This window comes from uncultured Clostridium sp. (assembly GCF_900547735.1).
Taxonomy (GTDB): Bacteria; Bacillota; Clostridia; order Lachnospirales; family Lachnospiraceae; genus Otoolea.
In genome coordinates this window covers 1-20,667 of record NZ_URHZ01000006.1, presented here as the reverse complement: position 1 = coordinate 20,667, position 20,667 = coordinate 1, and the positions used below count along the sequence as shown (strand labels likewise).

Here is a 20,667-nt window from a genome sequence, read left to right as displayed (position 1 = left end):
TCGGCCTGGTTACTTCTTCCGTTTTCTCCTCCGCACCCACAACATCGCTGCTGCCCCGAAGAGAATGAGCCCCAATATCAAATCTCCCGCCCCTGCCGGGCCGTCACCGGCCATTGGCAGCGGAAATAGTCTTCTTCTCTTTAGGAAAATGTTTCCGTCTCCTTCAAGCCTCCTGTCATAATGTACCGTAATAACACCTGCTGTTTCCGGAACGGGATAATTTGCGACGGACAGTTCTTTCCTTCCGTTTTCATTCCCTGTTACCGTAAATGGATATTCCTCCTCCGACGGCCTGTATCCCGGGGGCGCTTTTGTCTCCACCAGCGTGTACATTCCCGGCTCATGTATCTTAATTTCAGCCCTGCCGTCTTCGCCCGTACTTACTGAAAGCAGAAAACTTCCATCACTGCGGTAAACGGCGAACTCTGCACCAGCCACTCCTTTTAATGTTACGCCGTCATACTTGCGGACAGCTATCTCCGGGAACGTTTTCCCGTCCTCTCTCTCATGGGGCGGCTCGGCTTTTTTCCGGTCTATGAGCTTTATCCATACCACTTCATCCTCTTCAGGAATTGTAAAAGTTACGGGTTCGGCATACTCGTACCCGTAGGGCGGCTCCTCCTCAACGGCCGTATAAGTCTCCCCTGCTTTCAGTATTCCGGTAATTTCATGGGCGCCGTCTTCCCGGGTCAGGAAACGGTATACTTCCCGCCCCTTCTTATCCTCGATCCGAATCAATGCCCCGGCAAGTCTCCCCGTTTCCGTTTTTCCGTCCGCTTCACAGCCGACTTTTTCTATCATGAGCCTGGTGGGCTCGTCCTCCATGATAACGATGTCGTCACCGCCATCCTCCGGCACGGTAAAACTGACAGGTTCCGCAATGCGGTATCCGGGAGGAGCGGCGAGTTCTCTCAAAGTATACGTTCCTCCCGCTATGAGTTTTCCCTCCAGGATGTGGACAGTGCCGTCTGAGATCCATTTTTCAATCCTGTTTCCTTCACTGTCTATAATTTCCAGCTCAGCTCCCGCCAGGTTTACTCCTGTCTGATTTGCTGCCAATGGATTTGCTGCTGACGGATTTGCTGTTGACGGATTTGCTGTTGACGGGCTTGCTGCTGACGGATTTGCTGCTGACGGACTTGCTGCTGACAGATTTGCTGCTGCCTCAGCGCTGTTCTTTGAAATGAGAATTCTCGTCGGCCTGTCACTTACTATGACAGTTGTCTCCGCTCCGTCTTCCGGAACAGTGAAGCAGATATCTTCGGCCGCCGCATAGCCGTCAGGCGGTTTCACCTCCGAAAGACAGTATTTTTCTCCCGGTTTCAGCAGGGCATCCGTCTCGTGAGGCTTGCCGTCGGATACCCATTCATCTAAAATAGTACCGCCTTTGTCCCGCAGACAGAACTCCGCTCCCGGAAGTTCTATTCCTCCCGTTAAATCCGTCTTGGAAATCAGGACACGGACCGGTTGATCCTTCATGTCCAGACCGTCGGCGGCAGCGGACTCATCCAGCGTAAATGTGAGTTTTCCCGTTACAAGACTGCTTCCGTCTGCATAAAGCGTTGTTTCCGTGAGGTGGCAGACGTCTCCCCGCTTAAAGACTTCACGGATAGAGCCGTCATTCTTCCTGAGGATGAAAACTGCGCTCTTAGCCTCCCGTCCAACCGTTCCCTCCGTATCGAATGTTTTGCCGGATGAACCGGCATCTTCCCTGTCCGACGGGAAAACTTTATATACGGTTCCCCAGGGAAGACCCGTGATTACAATACTTTCATTTCCTTTAAGCATAATTTGGCCGCCGCTTTTCACACTCCCCTGCCGATCCCCGATGTATCCGAAACTGCCTGTCAAAGACTGACCGTTTCCATCGTGCAGTTCAACGGTATATGTATACGGTTCACGTTCCGTCTGGTCCGTCGTCTGGTCTGCCGCCGTCCCTGTCAGACGGTTCACAATTGCGAGACTGCCCTCCCCTGCAACCGGATTCTTCCACAGGCACGAAACGCCTCCAATTTCCGCGCTGCAGGAAACTGCCGTTTCGGCATCCGGCTTTACCGCCGCAGTCAGGAAAACACTTTTTTCTTCCCCGAAAGCCATATTCTCAAATGTCATCGTAAGTTTTCCGTTCTTTTCTCTGTTCCATCTTTTATCTGAATTGGCCGGCATGTATTCAAGCTGCGGATCCAGAAGGACAGAAACTTCCATATCCTTTTCCGTCTTCTGCATATTTTTACAGGTGAGACTATATCTTATAACGCTGTCGGTCTGAACGGATGAACCGTTCTTTCCATTTTCTCCCGACACCTCTATCACGTTTTTTTCCTCATATACGGGATTTTGAATCACATGGCGGTACCCGCTTCCTTCTCTGTTTTCCACCTCCCATTCTTCAACCAGGCCACTGCTCTCCGTCTCCATTTTTAAAAGTGTCTTTTCGGCTGTCCTGAGTTTCGGCCGGTATTCTCCCTCCGTATTCAGACTCATGCGGAAGATCTGGCGTCCCGTGATCCGGTTGTTCCCGTCCGTGTATCGGATGATTTCCTTTTCCTCATACAGATCGCCGTTTAACAGACCGTCCGCTCCGGTCAGAGGCGCGGTCTGATAGGACGGAATAACGTATATTTTTCCCGTGTCCAGATGGGTCAGCCATCGTTCCGTCCCCACCGGCCGTCTTCCCTGAACCGAGACCGATTCCACCGCATCGCTAAACAGTTCCGATGTCTTAAAATCAACAATTCGTTCCTGATCGCAGATGCTGCTTATCTTCCTGCCGTCATCGGCCAGGACAAACAGAATAGGGGATGACCTTAGATATCCGTCGGGCGCTTCAAGCTCTGTGAGGAAATAGACTCCTCCTGCCGTCAACTTTCCAATAACGCGGTGTTTCCTTCCATCTGAAGTCCACTCCTCAAGCGGTTCTCCCGACGGCACAAACACTCCCTCTTCTTCTACCGCCCGATAGATGGCAAGTCTGGCTCCTTTTACAAATTCATTCGATTCAAAATTGGTTTTCGAAATCAAAATATCGGTAGGTTCGTCTTTAAATTCACACTGATAAGTAAGTGTTTTGCTGTCCTCTGAATCGGTAAAACTGAATGTTTTCGTTTCCATCGACAGGGAATACCGTTCGGGAGGCGCCAGTTCTCTCACGGCGAATTGATACGGAATCCATTTTCCTTCCCGGAGAGAACCTGTCACCAGACCCGAAAGCACAGCACGGCCGTTTTCATCCGTGACAAGGAGATACCTCTCACCTGTGCTCTCGTTTTTCACCTCAAACTTTACTCCGGGAAGTTTTTTATCATTGTCTTTTGCATCTGCCTTTTCAATGAGAAGCGTTCCTTTTTTTATCCGATTCACTGCCGTGACAAGAAGGGGACTGCCACTCTGCACACCGCCGGGAATTTCCACCTTTTGCGGCTCCATCGTTTCAAGTCCTTCCGGAGCCCTGATTTCCGACAGATAATAAGTTCCTGCCGCCAGGAATTCAATCCGGTGCGGTTTCATATCTCCTGCCTTGAAACCATCCGGTATCTTTCCCTCGTGATAGTCATCCTCCGTATAATATCCTTCTTCCCCCGATATCCAGGTGTCCTGAAGATACTCCTGAGCCGGTGTAAAATTCCCCCGGTCATCCGAACGATATAATGCCAGTCCGGCCCCGGCCAGCCCCTTTCCGTCTTCCGAAAGTTTCTCTACATAGAGGCAGCGTGGTTTGTTTTCCACGGAGTACAATTGTATATCGGTGGTTTCCTCTATCGTGATAATCCGCTCGGAAATTCCGGCGAACCCCTCAGGCGCTTTCAGCTCTGCCAGCCTGTACCGGCCCTGTGGAATATAATCCATTCTATGATTTCCCTGCGGAGTGTCATAACTTACCGCACAGGGGTATTGAGCGGGCCTGATTCTTTTATAATTGAACTTGTAATCGAAATTGTAGTCCCATTTTCCTTCCGGCGTCAGGTTTTTTTCGGAACAAATCAGTATTTGGCTCCCCGTATCTGTCTCCCAGATCTGCCGCACAGACTCATTTTTATCTGTATTTTCCGATGTCAGCCTGCGTGCCGTTCTCCGGGTCAGCCAGCTTACGGTAAGTGCGTTTTCGTTCTTTCGGTACCCTTCTGTAAAACGCTCCCTCTCGTCAGGATCCATCCCCTCCTGAAATGTAATTGAGTCCTGCCCCACAATAATCTTAAAACCGGTCGACGTCCTGAATACTTTGTCTGATACAGCATCCCTAACGGCGGTGCGCTCCACATCCCAGTAAAGCTCATCAAACGCAGCCCCATATTCTTTGAAAAGACTCCGGTAATTATATGTAAAGCCGCTCAGACCGGTAGCCTTTGATACACCGAATTTGAGACGCAGCGCATTTAAAAACCCCGGATTTTTATATTTTGAAGTGTCGACGGCAGCTGTGTATTCAGCGCAGTCATCCGTCGTCCACCGGTCGAACAGCTCTCCCTCGCCGTCATACAGGGCAAATTCGGCGGGATTGTCGTTTGTAACAGGATGTTTCATTCCATCCCTCTCCGTATATTTATATATCTCTGCCTTGGTATGATCATTCGGCAGCAGGAAATACTGCAGTTCCTCCGTTTCTTTTATTTCCAGTTCCATAGATGACCGGATAAAACCGGCGGGAGCGCTTATTTCCTCGAGAATGTAAAATCCTTTTGGAATTGCTTCCAGATACTCCGGGCTGTCACCGGAAACCCATTCGGCCACAAACGTTTTTTTCCGGTTATTTTCATCAAGTTTTGTCCACCTGGCCGGAGTTTCTTCCGTCTTTTCCAGATAGTAGCCGGAAGGGTGCTTGTCCAGATCGTTTGTGGCGACCCGTTTCGCCCGGAACAGAGCCAGCCTGGCTCCTTTTACACTGCCATAGGAATAAGATGCCTTTCCTTCCATCCGTGTCTCAGCTTCATCGAGCGCCTTATCGCAATCCCGGACCTTTACACGGAAGGCCGCCGGAGCGTCCACCTTTTCCAGGTATCCGCCGATTGGCCGGTCGGTTATCCTGGCTGTCTGAATCTCTGTTTTATCCTCCACCGTCACACCAACCGGCATCGTTTTTACATATCCTTCCGGCGCCGTTAATTCCTCCATGATGTACAGGCCGGCCGGAACCCTCTTAAGCACGTCCACCTGCCCGTCCGTCATCCCACTTTGGAATGGATCGTTTGGGGCTGTCTCGCCGGTCGTCCATGTGTTTTCAATAATATAGCTTTCTCCCTGGCGGTGATAGAGAGGACGGTCGTCTGCTGGATTTTCCGGTTCTGGGCCTATATCTTTAAGAGCGGGGATTCTGTCAATCCTCCATGCGTTATCATTAAATTGTTTCAGCTTATCGTCATACCGATACCGGATATAATCGCCGTCCCTGTCGTAAATCGGGCTGCCTTTTTGATATGTTTCATCCGTTCTCCGGTAATAAACCGGCTGCCCGTGCTCATTCAGAACGGGATTTACCGTCTTTTTAAACCCTCCCTTTTTCATCGTTCCGACGGTCCACTCCCGTTCCGTATCCGCTTCCATCGTGGCGATACGTCCGGTGGTAATCTTCTCTCTTGCCGTCACATTACCATACTGATCCTTTGAAATCTTTATCGGCCAGACCAGGATTTTCCCGGTCTTTTCCTCTACCACGTATGCCATTCCTGTATAGGGATCAACCAGGCTGTCCCGGTTCCTCTCCGCATCTAAATGGTACAGCACCGTTCCTTCCGGCACCCGGTCAAACACGCGGTCTTTTTCGTTATACCGCAGTGTCTCATAGTCCGGTGAAATGATTTCCAGAAACGGCGTCCCGTTTTTCAGCGCAAAAAGCGAACTGTTGTTTTTGGCCCGTATCTTCCTCCCCTCTTTATCAAAACCATACAGAACACCATTCTCTTTCCGGAGCACATTAAGACTCCCGAGGTCATAAAACAGGATATCGGTATCCTCCCGTTCTACGGTCTTATATGTCCATGTTCCCGCTCCCCTGTCGTTTTCCTGATCATCACAGGTGTAGTTCCTGTAATCATCAAGGCCGTCACTGTCCGCCTTTGTTTTATCCAGGACAAATCTGAGCCCTGTTCCGGCAAATCCTTTCTGAACGTACATATTGCTTACATTCCCATAACGGTCCCGCTCCACATTCACACCGTCAAACCGGTAGTCTTCCCTGTCCCCGTTTTGTTTCACTTCAACCGCATCATACAGGGTCATCACCGCGCCGGGCAGATACCGGTTCACATCATCGGCTGTTTCCGGAACTTTGAAGAGCCTTGCATTACCGGTGAAAACTCCATCTTCATACAGGATTTCTATACTCTCGCCCGCCTCCTGCTTTTTCTTCAGGGAATCTAAAAATCCCTTTTTCCACCCATAGCCTAGATATTTTCCCGAAGCGCTGCAGGCCAGTTCCAGATTTTCCAAGGCATAACGTCCTTTCAGTTCTGTAATACTGCCCTCCAGGCGGCCTTTCAGTTCATATGACACCATATCTCCATCCGGTTTTGTCTTTGCCACTTCCAGGCGGATGGGCGTATTGTTCAGGTAAATCCTTGCCGTGGCTCCTTTGTCCTGGGGCTTGTTTCCGTTTGGCTTCGTGCCGTCCGGATTTATAATCTCCCCACCGTTATCCTGTGTTCTTGTGACATTCTCCTTGTAAACCGCCGCCACTACCCGGTTATCAGCAGAGCCATTCAGATAATAGGCAATCTCATTTGAATAAAGTTCGACCGCCACCGGCCTGCTTCCGGCATAACCGGAGGGCGCCTTTATTTCACACAGGACGTAACAGCCGGCTCCCAAAGGCTCCGGAGTTTCTAAATATCCCACGTTCTGGCTGCCGTTTTCCGTCCCCCGATCCTTTGTGGTCGTAAAGGCCCGGAACTGTCCTGTTTTCTCTCCTGCCTCATCGGCCATTATAATCTGTTCGCTCTCCCGGCAGATCGGCGTTCCACCCGGCACAGTCCCATAATATTTTCCGTTATAGGGCACCTGCCACGGAAGGGACGGCCTGGCAAGCGGTGTGATTCCGGCCGCTCCCATCGCTGTCAGAAATTCCCGGCTTCCGGTGATAACCGTATCTGTTTCATAAAATTTCACCCGGCCGCTGCTGTGTTCTCCATCCTCTCGTTCCGCACTGTAAATTGAAAATACGGCCCCATCGTGCAGAATCGTTTCACCTGACTCCGAATCCAGCTTTTCAATCCGAAGTTTCGAAACATAGAACGTATTTCTGTATTTCCCATCCGCATATCCGGTAAAGCCATCCGTTTTATCTATCCCGGCATCCACCGGTTCCGTCACTGTCCACGGCACCAGGGCGGCAAAATACATTCCATCGTACCCGGTTAAGGCTCCCGTGATTGTTTTTACGCCATCCTTAAAATAAAATCCGGACGGGTTGTTGTCATCGGCGGCGGTTCCGTCTTGATACAGCACATTGTCGGCAGTCCCGACCCGTTCTGAGAGGGAAGCATAACGGTAATACATTCCCACCTTTTCGTCGCTCCGGTAAACACTGGCCGCATTCTCTGTATTGTATACATCTTTATAAGGATCAAATTCTTCCTGGGTAACCGAAAACCCCTGATAGTCAAAACTGCCTCCCGGATAGGTAATCCGGCCGGTCAGTCTGCCGGAGTCCAGTCCGTATTTATAGATTTCAAAGTCACCATCATTATTGTGAGCCCGGATTACGTAGTTTCTTAAGTCGTCCGTATGGTTTTCTTTCCACTCTTCATTGACCCGTATATCATATTTTTTCTGCAATTCTTCCGGAGTATCCTCACTGTTGAATTGATAGTTCCTGTTATAGACCTCCGGCGCCCCCTCATTTCCTCCCTCCTCATAAAGGGCAGGCAGAACAATTTCTTTCGGTTGATCCGTCTTATAATGTTTGTTGTAAAAGTCTCCCAGTTCTGCACTGAACGGCTGTTGTTCCACCGCAACATAGGCTCCGTACGGCAGATATTTTGACACTCCGTAATAATATCCAGCCGTTTCATAAAGTTTATCCGCTGATAGCGTAGTCCTGTCTCCGTCGCTTCCTCCGCCCGCCTCACCGTCCCAGGCAACCGCATATATTTCATCCAGATCATAGGCAAAAAACGGGCTTAAGTAGTTCTCCGCCTTTAGAATAGCCGCATACAACGCCCTGTCGTAAACCTCATCCTGATAGGATTCATCCCCGCCGGACGCCTGGCTTTCTCCCTGTCCGATCTCTTCCGTCAGCTTCTTCACTTCCTCATCCAGGTACCAGTTGATTGCAAACTGGCGCACAGAATCGGAACGTTTCGCATTTTCTTTGGCTTCTTTTGATGTGCTGGCCTGGTTTTCTGCCACACTGTTGTTGTGGGAAACAGGATACTCTTTCTCCCCTCCGTTTGTTCCAAATATAAGCCCCCGGATGAAAGCTGCCGGTTTAAAGGACGTGCCGGCATCTCCGTTTCCATCCCATTTATCATAATTGGCCGTCCGGATGGCCTCAAAGAACTTGTCATAGTTATAACCCTCCACCCGTCTCGTTTTACCGGCTCCGTCCTCCATTGTCCGGGTCACCGTTTCCAGCAGACGGGTATAACCCGTGTTCTGGTTTTCTCCTATTCTTCCTTCGTCATCAAAGGAATAGAGAGTCCTGTTAGCCGTTACCGCCTCCTCCCATGTATTGTTGCTGACAGAACCCGTGGTAAGGGAGCCTGCCTTGTGAGGCACTTTGGTATACAGCTTCTGGACGCTGCCGAATGGCTCCGTCTCAGGATAAGAGGCTTTGTAAGCTTCAATATTGACTGCATTTCCGTTTCGGTCTATCCAGCTTATTTCGCCTCCCCCGTTCCGGTACAGCCGCTCCAGGTTCGACTTCAGGTATATTTTGAAACGGAAGTTCGGAAGTTTGTCCGCATTCGCCCCCTTCCCTCCCGGACCGGATATAAAACCATCCTGATGGCCGGTTCCGGCATTGGTGTTATGGGCATAAGTTCCTTCCGGCGTCGTTCCTATGTCTTTCACAATCCTTACTTTCTGACGGATAATCCGCTCAAATACCGGAATCGGGTGTTCTCTTGTCCCGGCATCCTGATATATCCGCGTCTGTCCGGGGTAAGTCAGCAGGACATTTTTAATGTAAGTGTCATGAAAGGTTCTAACCGGGTATGCGGACACAATCGCATTCCTCTGTACATAATCGGGATAGGATGTGTTACCACCGTCCACAAACTCTTCATCATACCGGATCCTGTAATCCAGTCTGCCGTCAGCCGGTATCAGCTCCGGCGCCACATGGACGGTATAGAGCATCGTATCCTCATCGAAGTTTCCGTCAAGCAAAGTTTCCGTTACTTTTTCTTCGTATCCGGGGGCTGCCTCCTCACTTTCATAGCGGGTGTTATAGACCAGATTTCCTCTGTTGTCATATGCCTGCTCGTGTTCTGCATAGACCCAGTACTGTTTTCCCAAATCATCCTTAAGTTGAATACCGGAAAGATCCTCGCCCCAAGCCGCTGTACCTTTCTCCGGCGACTGCTGCCTTATCGTTGCCGCCGTCACAAAACCGGCGGAATTTTTTTCTGTGATATCATAACGGCCGGAGGGATATTCAAAGTAAAGATATCCGTCCACCTGTTTTTCATCTGTTTGGTAGGTCATCTTTTTCCTGATCCAGACGCTTTTTCCGGTCTCGTCATAAAGAGCCGGCAGGGATATCCCGGCCTGGAGATAGGTATAACGCAGAATCCCATAAAACTCCCCGTTTTCCTCCACCACATCTTCCAGCAGGAATGCATTGAATACCCGGTAACGCTTCAGGCTGTCATTTACCGCCTCACACCAGCTCTTTTCTGAGTTTCCGTTCAATGCTGCCTTAATCCACGGGGAACCTTCTTCCGGTATTTTATAACCGGCCTTTCTAAATCCCTCGTTCACCTTTTGTATAAACTCGTCTTTCACCGCTGTTTTCTCTTCACCGATGATCTCAGGAGGTTCCACCCAAAAAGCATTGCCCGGACGAATCCCTGTCAGAAGCCGGGGGGCGTCTGAAATCCGTTTGACCGCCGCGCTGCCTCCGTTCGGGAGTGCAACGATATCTCCAACCGATGCCTCAACGGCCTTTCCGTCAATAATGACCTGGTTTCCCGGAATTCCGTAAACCGGTTCTTTGACCGGCACCAGCTCCGTATGAGTTCCATCCGGATTTACCACAATCTCTGTTTTGACCGTATAGAATTTTGCGCCGTCCCGAAGTCCGGTCACTGCAATGTCATATCCGTTTGCCGCATCCTTACTGAGCGCCGAAAACTGGTTATAACCGCCCTTTCGGTTCATCTCCAGCTCAGACACGTGGACCGTTCCCTCCGCAGATGGTAAATTCCCGGCTGCATCCGCCTCCCGGTTGGTCACGTCCGCATCTGCGCCATAGCGTGACAGTTCATATCCTTCGGAACGCGCCAGTTCCATGATATAATAGCTGCCGCCCTCCCGGCTGATGATCAGCGGACGTCCAATCCAGCAATTTCCATTGTTGGCCTCATTATTCTGGATCCGGTAGCCTGCCTCGCCGTCCCCGGTCCCATCGACGCCCTGGTTGGAAGTCAGTTTCCGGTATCCCGTACCGTCTCCGTCTGTACTTTCCTGCAACGCCAGGCTGCGCCCGTTCCCACTGTGTCCCTCAAACCGTTCATTATCCTGTACCGCGTCCGCTTTTTCCCGGCCGGTATAAAGATTCTCCGGGCCGGCGGCCTCCGGCCTCTCAACCGCTCCGGTATCAAAATTGAAACGGGTTCCCGGAGCCTCGGTAATGGCGGGAAATGAGGCTTCTCCGTTCTTATCGGTAGCCGCCACGGCTACCAGTTCATCCCTTTTAAATACAACACCTGTTTTTCCGTCGGGGTGCTCGATGTCCGCAGCGGCAAACAGACCGTATACGGCCCCCTCCAGCGTGCCGTCGCCCTGGGTGTCGCCATAGCTGTCATAAGTACCGTTTTTTCCTCTGTTTAAATCCAGGTCCTGCTTGCCGATATGAACTTCTCCTTCGGTCCGGTGGTCATAGAGAATAAACGTCCAGTCAACCGTGCCACTTTCCCCCTGCTCCACCGTCCCTGCCTGTGATTTCTCAAAGGATATGGAATTTCTTATGCTGCCTCCCCTGTCTGCCCAAAGCGCATACAGTCCGATTCCGGCATTGCGGTTTATAAGCTGTTCCGCCATAAATCCGGTTAAAGCGATTCTTTTTCGGAGTGCCTCCGACGGAGTGGCCGCTTCCGAGGGGCTGGCTGCTTCTTCCGGTGCCGCCATATCGGCGTCTGAGGGGCTGCCTTTGGAATATGCTTTCTCTTTTCCCCCGGAGTATAATACAGAAGTGTATCGTTCCTCCTCATCAATAAACAGGAACTTCTTCCCGTTATCGAAAGACTGTCCATCTCCATCCGTCTCTTGAGAACCCTCATCCCCCTTCACCGTAATTAATTCTGCTTGCAACGGTGCTTCAGAAGACCGGATATCATTATCAACGTCTCCTGTGCCTTCCGAATGGGATATACCGTTTTTCATAAAGTCCTTGTACTGGCTGGAAGTTACGGTCCGCCACTCAATTTCCACGTCATCCTCATGCAGGCCGTGGAGGATATACCCCTTCCGGGATTCCAGTTCCCGGGCAGAGTAATCATAGGTCAGTGATATAAAATCCTCATAGAACCGGTCCCGATCCGCCTCCATGGCCTCCCTGGCAATTTCCGGCTCAATCGCATGAAAGAAACCGCCTTCCGCCGTCAGCTCCGCACACGTTTCCACCTCTGCGTACCAGGCTGCCCAGGCTTCATCGTGAAGCTGCTGGTTATAGGCCTCCACATCTTCACCGCCGTCGCCCCCGTCTTCATCACCTCCCTCATCCTCCGATTCTTCATACTGAATCACGGGAGCCGGATGACCGTCGCAGTATCCCTTATGATAAATGTAACTCCGCACATCCGAATGGGCCGGTTCGCCGGTCGGCGTCCCGGTTCCGTCCTGATATGTCAGCCTCCCCGTAGAGTCCGTGACATCGGAATCATCAATGCAGGGGTCGTCCGTCGGATCTTCCCACCGCTCAAACTGGCTGCCCTCTTCATTGGCCCAATTATAAAGCAGAGCATCCGTCTTCAAAAGGCCTGTGTCCCCGCTGTAATTCGACTCAATGGTATCGTCTCCCCAGACCGTGGAATTCAGTGAACCCGAAGATACATCGGTTCCGGCGCCGTTCTGTATATCCAACGCCGTTTCATCAAGCTGCGAATCATCAAAGGCCTCCAATATATCGAAACGGGCTCCCTCCAGCGGTTTTCCAGTCTCTGAATCGTATTTGATCAGCCTGACGTTGTAATCGGCATTCCAGGACTCTTCGTGCTCATGCCGGTTCACCTGAGTACCGGCAAAGCCGCCGGATACATCTCCCGTTACAAGATAGATTTCAAGCTCCCGATCCATAATAGCGGAAAAATAGCTTTGGACGTTATCAAAACCCGTTTCCCAGTTTCCTGTGGTATAGAATTTAAATTCGTACAGCTTTGCCTCCGAAAGGTTTCCGGCAATCATTCCCTCGCTGTCGGCATAGGTCAGCTTTGCAATGCTGCCTCCGGACGGCGTCTGCCCCGTCGGGGAAATAAAGTGCAGGCAGGCGGTATCCTCCTGCTTTTGCCAGTCTCCATAGCATTCGGCCCGGATGACGCGCAAATACTCCGTAATATACTTATTTTCGCCGTCAAACGGAATTCGGACGTGATAAAGCCCGTCCTCCTCCAATGCCGCCTTAAACTTCCAGGTGTCTTTTCCATTGTTCAGTTCAACGTGGCTGGAAAGCTTCGCTGCCGTCCATATGTAGCAGAATATTGCCTGAGCCCTGTTGATGCATCCTTTTTCCCGTGTCCATTGCGGAATGTCCGCGGAGGTCAGGCGTCGGTACGTGGCCGCATCCCCCATCGTATTGACCGGACCTACCGATGCCAGAGTCAACGGATAAATCGCATTTTTAAACCAGGCAAAATCGGCCGCCCAGTCACCGGTAAATACGGCATTGTCGGCGGCATTCTGAATGATCGGGCTGCAGACCGTCAATATATCCACTCCCACATTGGCGTTGGGCGGTTCTAATGTTTTGACCTCCTGCTTTGCCTGATAGGAAGCGGCATAGACAATCACAAGGAAATTGAATTTCCTTTGCTCGCTGGAAGCGCCTTTTATAATCCCACTCGGAAGTTTGTCGATATTATAAGTGCCCGAGTGGAATGCCTGTGAATCATAAAGCAATTTACCGCCGTTGTCTTTATGGAGATTAATGCAGTAAATGTACCGGTTGGCAAATTCTGAATACGCTCCCGAACCGTGAAGATATTGTTTCTCCCCCATAAAGCCAAACTCCGGCTTTATCGCGGATGTACTGGTCCGGTAAGCCAGGCCGGTCGGGATATAGCCTTTGGCCGCCGCGGCATCCAGCGCTTCCCGCGTCCATGATATATCCTGCCCGGCTGCTGCAAATGCCGGATGTAAATCCGAAAATGATATGCTGCCTAAAAACAATACGGCGGAAAGCAGCAGTGCCGTCACACGCTTTCCAGTTTTACCTTTTCCCATACGATTTCCCATTTTCCCCCTCTTGAAATCAGAACGTTTGTTCGTTACAATAAAATCATCTTCACGAGTTCTCTGCGCATTGCAAAACGACTGCCCGTGAACAGTAACAAAAAGTTACCCCTATTCTATGAAAGGAGACTTGCGTCATGCCGTTTTACGAATCAGAGCAGACGCCGGTTGAGCAGATCAACCCGGCCTTAAACACCTTTGTTTCTGTGATAGCAAGTTACAATGTTGAAGGTGAATGTATGCCTTTATACTTCCGCCATATGAATTCCGACGGAACTTACATCGATATTCCGATCACGAAAATTTTAGGCAGAAAGCCGAACTCTATCTTTGGGACCATCTACCAGTGCGAATATCTTGATCACGGATATAAAAAACAGATTTCCCTGTATTTTCACCGCAAAGAAAATAAATGGTCGGTACGCCCGGTTTAATCCCGGTCTGGACGGTTCCATTCACCGGCTTCATTCACCGTACCCGTTTCCTGGTCCGGGCGCTTCCGTTTACCGATCGCTCTCCTGATCCGGACGACTCTGTTTACCGGCCGTCTTCCCTGATCTGAACGGCCCCATTTACCGTCCGCTCTCCCTTCTCATTGACGCTCTTCCCGTCAGGCGTTGTTCTGCTGCGGTACATCGCTCCTCTGGTGCCGTCCGATATTGAATTAAAATAGAAGGAGCGTTCTTTCCCATCCGAACCGGCAATCCACTGCCATCCCGTCACCATGCGGCCCTGTGTTCCATCTGGAAACGGCCATAAATAATACGTGTTTCCATCCGTATCGTTATACCATCCGGTTACCATATGGCCGGTTTCATCAAACCGGAACCAGTCCGTGCCGCTCTGTTCCCCGCCTGCGTATGGATTGTGGATATAAGCCCACTCGTTATGGTAGGTTCTGCCGCCTGCCGTGAATGCCCAAAGGCCGTCTGCCGTATTTACCCAGGTTCCAACAACGCTTCCTGCCGGAGCTGCCGTCTCCGCCGCCGGACCGTTACCGGCAGGACCCACGCCTCCGTCCGGGCTGACGCCGGAGGAGGAACCTCCGCCCGATGAACTTCCGCCGCCGGACGAGCCCCCGGACGAACCTTTTCCTCCGGAGCTGTAAGTATTGTCGGTCAGCTTATATTTAAATGCAACGTCACAGAGTGCTTTAAATCCGCCGTCTTCCGCCACTGCGGTGATGACCGCCGTATGTCCTGCTTCATAGGGATACGTTTGATTGGCCTCTCGAATCCATTTGGCATCCGTATTTACCGTCACGGTTCCATCTCCGTTTATCTCCAGTGAATCGTCGGAGACGGTAAAACGGTATTCCCTGTTAAATGCCTGCTCCGGGAACACGGCGACATTGAGCTGTCTCGCTCCGTTGCCCGTCCAGGTAATGACGGGATTACTGCGGTTTCCGCTCTTTTCGCAGCCCAGTTCAAAACTCAGTCTCTCAGGAACGGCCGATATTCCTTCTGCATAAACCGTTGTCTGATCATCGGTCACAAAACGAATTACGGCATTGCAGACCGCGGTCCGGCGGCTGCCAAGCATATCATCGGCCGTCACGGTCACTCCGGCAGTCCTGCTTCCGGAACCGTTCAAAGCTGCATATGGGTCATTTGCATGAATACCGGCATCCGATTTTATGATATCCAGAATCCACTTTGCATCTTTCCGTGCCGACACACCTGCCGATTTATTCTCTCCGTCGACGCTTAGTAAAGACGGGTCGTCTACCGACCAGAAAATATCTTTTTTATCAAAGAAGTCAGGTGTAAATGAGGCGGTCAGGTTCTGAGGCGGCGTTACCCGGATATTCTCATCCGGATTCCTCCTGTCTCCGCTCAGAGTCCGTGTAACGGTAAAGACAAGTTCCTCTTTATCCAGGGCGGCTCCCTCATTTCCCACATAAGTTTTATCCTTTACCTGAAAGGTGATGTTAAGCCGGCAATTGCCGGTACAAGGTTTCCCTTCAAAGCTGGCCGCCGGTCTGGTGGAGGCGGTCAGGATGGCAACGCCGCCGTTTTGATGTCCGGCCCCGAAAATAGTGTCGGGGAGCGGATAGCGGTAATTCTTTTCCGCCTGGTCTTTCTCCAGTTTCCTGAGCGTATACGTAAAAAATGATGCATTGATATTCAGACGGATGGTGGCGCTCTTTTTGGTATACCCTTCCGCGTCCTCGTCATCATTTGCAGAGAGAAGAATTAGGTCGGGGTCGTCTACCGACCATTTTACGGAATTATCGGCCACATCGTTATTGACATCCACAACGGCCTGGATTTGAACCGGCTGGATCTGCGTGCCCTGTTGAAGTTCGCCGTTGATATAGCTCGCAATCAGCTTTCCTCCCTGATCGGTCACCTTTGTAATTTTTGTTGGATTCTTACGGTTTCCGGTGCGTTCCTCCACCACATGGATGCTGAAAATGTCAGGGATTACGGATACCTTCACCGCAACCTTTTTATATTCTGCATTGACCTGCGTATCTTCAGCCGGCATTGTGAAAATATACTCCCCGCCGCTCCTGTATACCGTATCGGTTTCTCTTCCGTTTTTTATGTAGGTCGGCGCCCCTTCCATCTGGAATTTTGCCTCCTCCGTGTCTTTCGGCGAGGTGGTAACCGTAACACTCCTTCCCGGGGCAATGGCTCCCCTGTTTTCTTTATCAATGGTGCGGTAATAGCTGCCGTTCCCCCGGACTTCCAGCAGCGCCGCATCATAATAATGAATTCCGGAAGATACCGTATCGATTCTGGGAACCGATACCAGATATCCCCTGGTCGGCCGCCCGGCATCGTTCGGCGCAAAATGGTCGAGAGAATATCCGTTTTCCTCCGCACCGGCTCCTCCATGATCCAGATCGAGGATGGAGAGGATTCCCTCCTCCAGCAGCTCATAATAATACCGATCGGATATATCCTTTGACACGCCTCCCTGCACGAGGGAACAGTACAAGTCTCCGGAATGGGAATAGCCGACTCTGCTTGAGTACGTATATTCGTTATCATCCGGTATTTCACTTCCGCATACATTAAAACCGATCTTTTCTTCTGAATCTGAGAAGAGATAGCCGATATCCGTCCCCCAGCGGTAGTAATCGCCCGGCTCGCGGTGGCCGATAAAGAGTCCTCTGTGACCGGCTGTTCCGGTTCCCGACAAGCCGATTGTTCCCTCGAATCTGGCTACTTTTAAATGACCGGACGCATACTGACCTGTAATGCCCCCTACAACCTTCGATCCGACACCCCCGATGGTGCCCGATACGTAGCTGTTATAAATATCCGTTCCATTCTGAAAACCTGCTATACCGCCAACCACAGCATCCCGCCCCTGTATCCGGGCCGTATCATTGTCTCCTGTTTCAACGCGGCAGTCCACAATACTGCTTCCCGCCGCCTTTCCTGCAATTCCTCCAACGCAGGCTGCCCTTTGGCCGCCCGTATCCAGGGTAACGCTGGCCGTACAATTCTCGATCACCGAATCGGAAGGAGCCGTTCCCTCTACCGTTCCCGCGATGCCTCCGGCCGTACCTGCCGCCGACACACTGCCGTTTACCGTGCAGTCTGTGATTTTGGAATTCTTTGCGCTGCCGGCAAGAATTGCAGTTTGATCCCTGCCATATACGGTCTTTCCCGGTTTCAGCGTCAGGTTTTTGATTGTGGCGTCTTCCACCGCCCCAAAGAAACCGACATGGTTCCATGACGTATTGTTCAGCTTAAAGTTGGATACCGTCTTCCCGTTCCCATCGAAATGTCCGCAGAACTTACCAGCCACATCTCCGGCCAGCTCCGAGGAATCCCGGTAAAAACCGATTGGTTTCCAGTCCATGCCTCCCAGATCGATATGGTTCATCAGCCTGAAGTATTTCCCATCATAGGAACCGATTATATCACTGCCGCCTTCCCCGGCCTGGACTCTCATTCCCATTGCGGCAAGCTGTGAAAATCCCATAAGCTGGCTTTTATTTTTAATCTGGTACGGTTTCTGCTCCGAACCATCCCCAAAATTCCCGTTCAGGAAAGAGAAATCACCTCCCCATCCATCCCATATGTCTCCGAGGGAACTGGCTCCTGCTGCAAATAATGCAACCGAAACCGATGCCGGTATTTCACTGCCGGACGCCATGCTGCTTCCTGAAGCGGCGAATGAATCTTCTCCGTAAAGTTCACTCCCCGTACCGGTAAATCTCCCGTCCGGCCTGCGTTCCTGTCCGGCTGCTCCGCCTAAATCTTCAAAAACAAAGCTGCCCGCGGACGCGGCTGCCGGTGCCGCCCCCGTAAGCAGCATGGCCGTAATAAGAACCGCAGATGTCAGGTTTCTTCCTCTTCTTCCCAGTCTCTTTTCCATTTTTCTTCCTCCCGGATTTATTCCTGCGGCAGCGTAAAAGCCGGCCGTATGCCATACGTCTCACTTGACGTCTTTACCGTGTGAATGTTTCCCTTTACCAGATCGACCGTATAAATGTCGTCACCGTAACAAAAATCTCCGCCATTTCCCTCCCTGTAGAACGGTGTCCTTAGATAATATCCCTGTGAATAGGGACTTATCTGGCTCTCCGGCCCACCCTGAAAAGTACCGAACCGCCAAAGCGTATCCCTGTATTTAAGCGCTTCCTCCATGGAAAGACAGAACAGACGTCCCTGCATGAACTGGTATCCGATAGGGTGACGAACCAGACGGCTGTCTTCCATCTGCTCCCGGGTTCCGGCTGCCGTACTGCCCGTGTACGCGGTACTGACACCGATGGAAACCGGCTCCAGATTGAAGCTGCTGTTTAAACTGTTTTGATCCAGCCATCTTTTGATAACGGAAGTTTTGTAATTGTTATCCTCCCCGAATGTCAGTTTCTTCAAGTTCCGGCTGTCTCTGTCCACATCGGCCCGGATTACGCTGTCACATAGAAACAGGGCGGATTTCCGGTGTCCATCCTGATTATCACTGTAATCTTCATCAATACACCGGAACCGGTATAATTTCTTTCCTATCTCCCTCATCTGGATATCATCCTTTTTCCACCACACCGGTTCGGCCTGCTCCCCGGTCTCCGGCTTTTTCAAAAGAATGAAGGGTCTTGCCCCAAAGGAGGTATTTCCGGCAGCCGAAGCCTGTGTCAGCATTCCGTCGGAATTGACCGCATAGATACCGTCGTCCGTCAGGGTGCGCAGGAACCAGTCTCCTTCCCCTCCGATAGAATCCTCATACCGTTCATACTCCTCTTTCGACAACAGGGACGCATAATCGTCCCGGCCGTCTCCATCCTCCCTTGCAATCGGCTGAAGGGCCGCCGCAACGGAACTGTTATTTGCAAAAGCCATGTTAAAGTACTTTCTCAGCGGAGAATCGTTATAATCGTTCTCCTCAAAACAGACTCCCGTGATTTCTTCCCCCAGGTTCTCTTCGGCCAGGTACATCATCATTCCTGTTCCGTTATAGTCCGTGTCCAGGCAGCGGAATGCAAGCGGGATGTCTCCGTTTTCTGCCCTGATAAGGGTCCGGATCGTATCGCCCACCGTCTGCTCAAAGGCCCGTTTTCCACAAAGATCACAGAGAGAGTCTCCGTCCGTATCGCGGTGCCCCGAAGCCGGAAGTGATACGGTCTCCTCCATCCTGCATTTCAGGCACCGGCAGACCTCACGGCCATATTCCAGACAGCCGTTCACCACCGTTTCCACTACCTCCCATTCGTGAGCACAGCTTTCCGGACGCCAGTTTCTGCGTACTCCAATGCGCAGCACGGTATAGTTCTCCCTGTCAACCGGGAATGTTTCTTCCGTCACGGCAGAATATTCCGCATCAAAGTTTGTACCAATCACCAGCGTCTGAGGTACATAATTTCTGCCAATCATGTAAAAATAATGCCATTCCCCGTCCCGGATCATGGAAATCAGATTTGTTATCCGGCTGTTATTCCGCGAATCATTATCCACCGTCAAAGCGGGATCCCTGCTTTCCTCCGCTGACTGTCCGGTGATGGCACAGTCGGCCTTCCAGGCTTTTTGAAGCCATTCCTCAAGCTTTGCTTTGCCGCCCGCATCCGGCTCGTCCGGTTCCAATACCTTTTCCCCCTGTTTATATTCGACATAATACTTGTGGGTTCCGGCCTGGTACACGGTAAATTCCTGCGGGCTGGCAGCCTCCGATTTCCAGATATGCCCGTCCGATCCGATAATCTGTTCCGGAAAGGATACATTCAGCGTTGTTCCTTCCGGGACAGTTCCCCGCTGCATATTAAATATCTCCGTATCATAGTTGTCGGCATCCACAAAAGAAACCGTGTATTTTATCTCCCCTTCCCCCTCCGCAGAAGCAAGCGTCACACCTCCCGCCGACAATGCGGCGAAGGCTGTGCAAATGACTAATATGAATATTTCTTTTTTCACGTCTTTCCTCCCTTCTTTCTGTCTTTTTAATGAAATACTTTTTTGATAAACTGCTTTTTAATACACGTCGTGCAACGGCTTAGAATGCGGCAGCGGCCAGCGCTGAACCGCCGCTTGTCTCCATGTCAGAGGGAACGCCGCCTCCTCCCCACCGTCACAAAAACAGGACGCCGGACAATAAAACACCGGAGTGAAATAAAACCTCAAACCATCTGTAATAAAAACTTAATGGAATAAAAAAGAAACTTTAAAGAACCGGAATGAACTCAAAAGAGCAATCCAGGAATTTAAAAAGAGCACAATGGAATTAAGAAAATAAAAAAGAACAAAAAAACAAAATAGAATTTTCGCCTGAAACACGAATCTTAAAGTACAATCAAGATAAAAAACTGCGAACTAAAAAAAGCATTCAAACTTTTCAAAAATACAAAACCTAAAGAAATTATGCCGGAATGTCGGCAATGATAAACGGCTTCGCAGTCTGACTCTCTGCCCGCCTTAGAAAAATAGACTTCTGATAATACTGAATATAATTTCAATTTACACCGCCATAATGTTTTATGGGGTTCTTATAATCTAACACAAATCAATTTTATTTGCAAGATCTGTTTTTATAAATGGGAATTTAGTAACGACGCAAGGTTACTGTTCACGGGCAGTATTCCGCGAGGTGTTTTTTGTGAGTGGAGCAAAG

At 50.8% G+C, this 20,667-nt stretch carries 4 protein-coding genes; 1 reads left to right on the top strand and 3 read right to left on the bottom strand.

Annotated elements, in window-relative coordinates; genetic code table 11:
• Positions 1–9 precede the first annotated feature (9 nt).
• The gene (locus QZT18_RS02995; RefSeq protein ID WP_294144065.1) at positions 10–13,605 is read right to left on the bottom strand and encodes a SpaA isopeptide-forming pilin-related protein; all 13,596 of its coding nucleotides are present in this window, start codon (positions 13,603–13,605) and stop codon (positions 10–12) included.
• Between the two features lie 134 nt (positions 13,606–13,739).
• Between QZT18_RS02995 and QZT18_RS02990 the strand changes: the two genes are divergently transcribed.
• Positions 13,740–14,036, top strand: coding sequence for a hypothetical protein (locus QZT18_RS02990; RefSeq protein WP_294144063.1), 297 nt, complete (start codon positions 13,740–13,742; stop codon positions 14,034–14,036).
• A gap of 103 nt (positions 14,037–14,139) precedes the next feature.
• Here the strand turns inward: QZT18_RS02990 and QZT18_RS02985 are convergent, their stop codons facing one another.
• Positions 14,140–17,940 (bottom strand): peptidase A26, encoded by a 3,801-nt coding sequence (locus tag QZT18_RS02985; RefSeq protein WP_294144061.1) that lies wholly within the window; start codon positions 17,938–17,940, stop codon positions 14,140–14,142.
• 17 nt (positions 17,941–17,957) lie between these two features.
• The gene (locus QZT18_RS02980) at positions 17,958–19,973 is read right to left on the bottom strand and encodes a hypothetical protein (protein ID WP_294144059.1); all 2,016 of its coding nucleotides are present in this window, start codon (positions 19,971–19,973) and stop codon (positions 17,958–17,960) included.
• Positions 19,974–20,667: the final 694 nt, after the last annotated feature.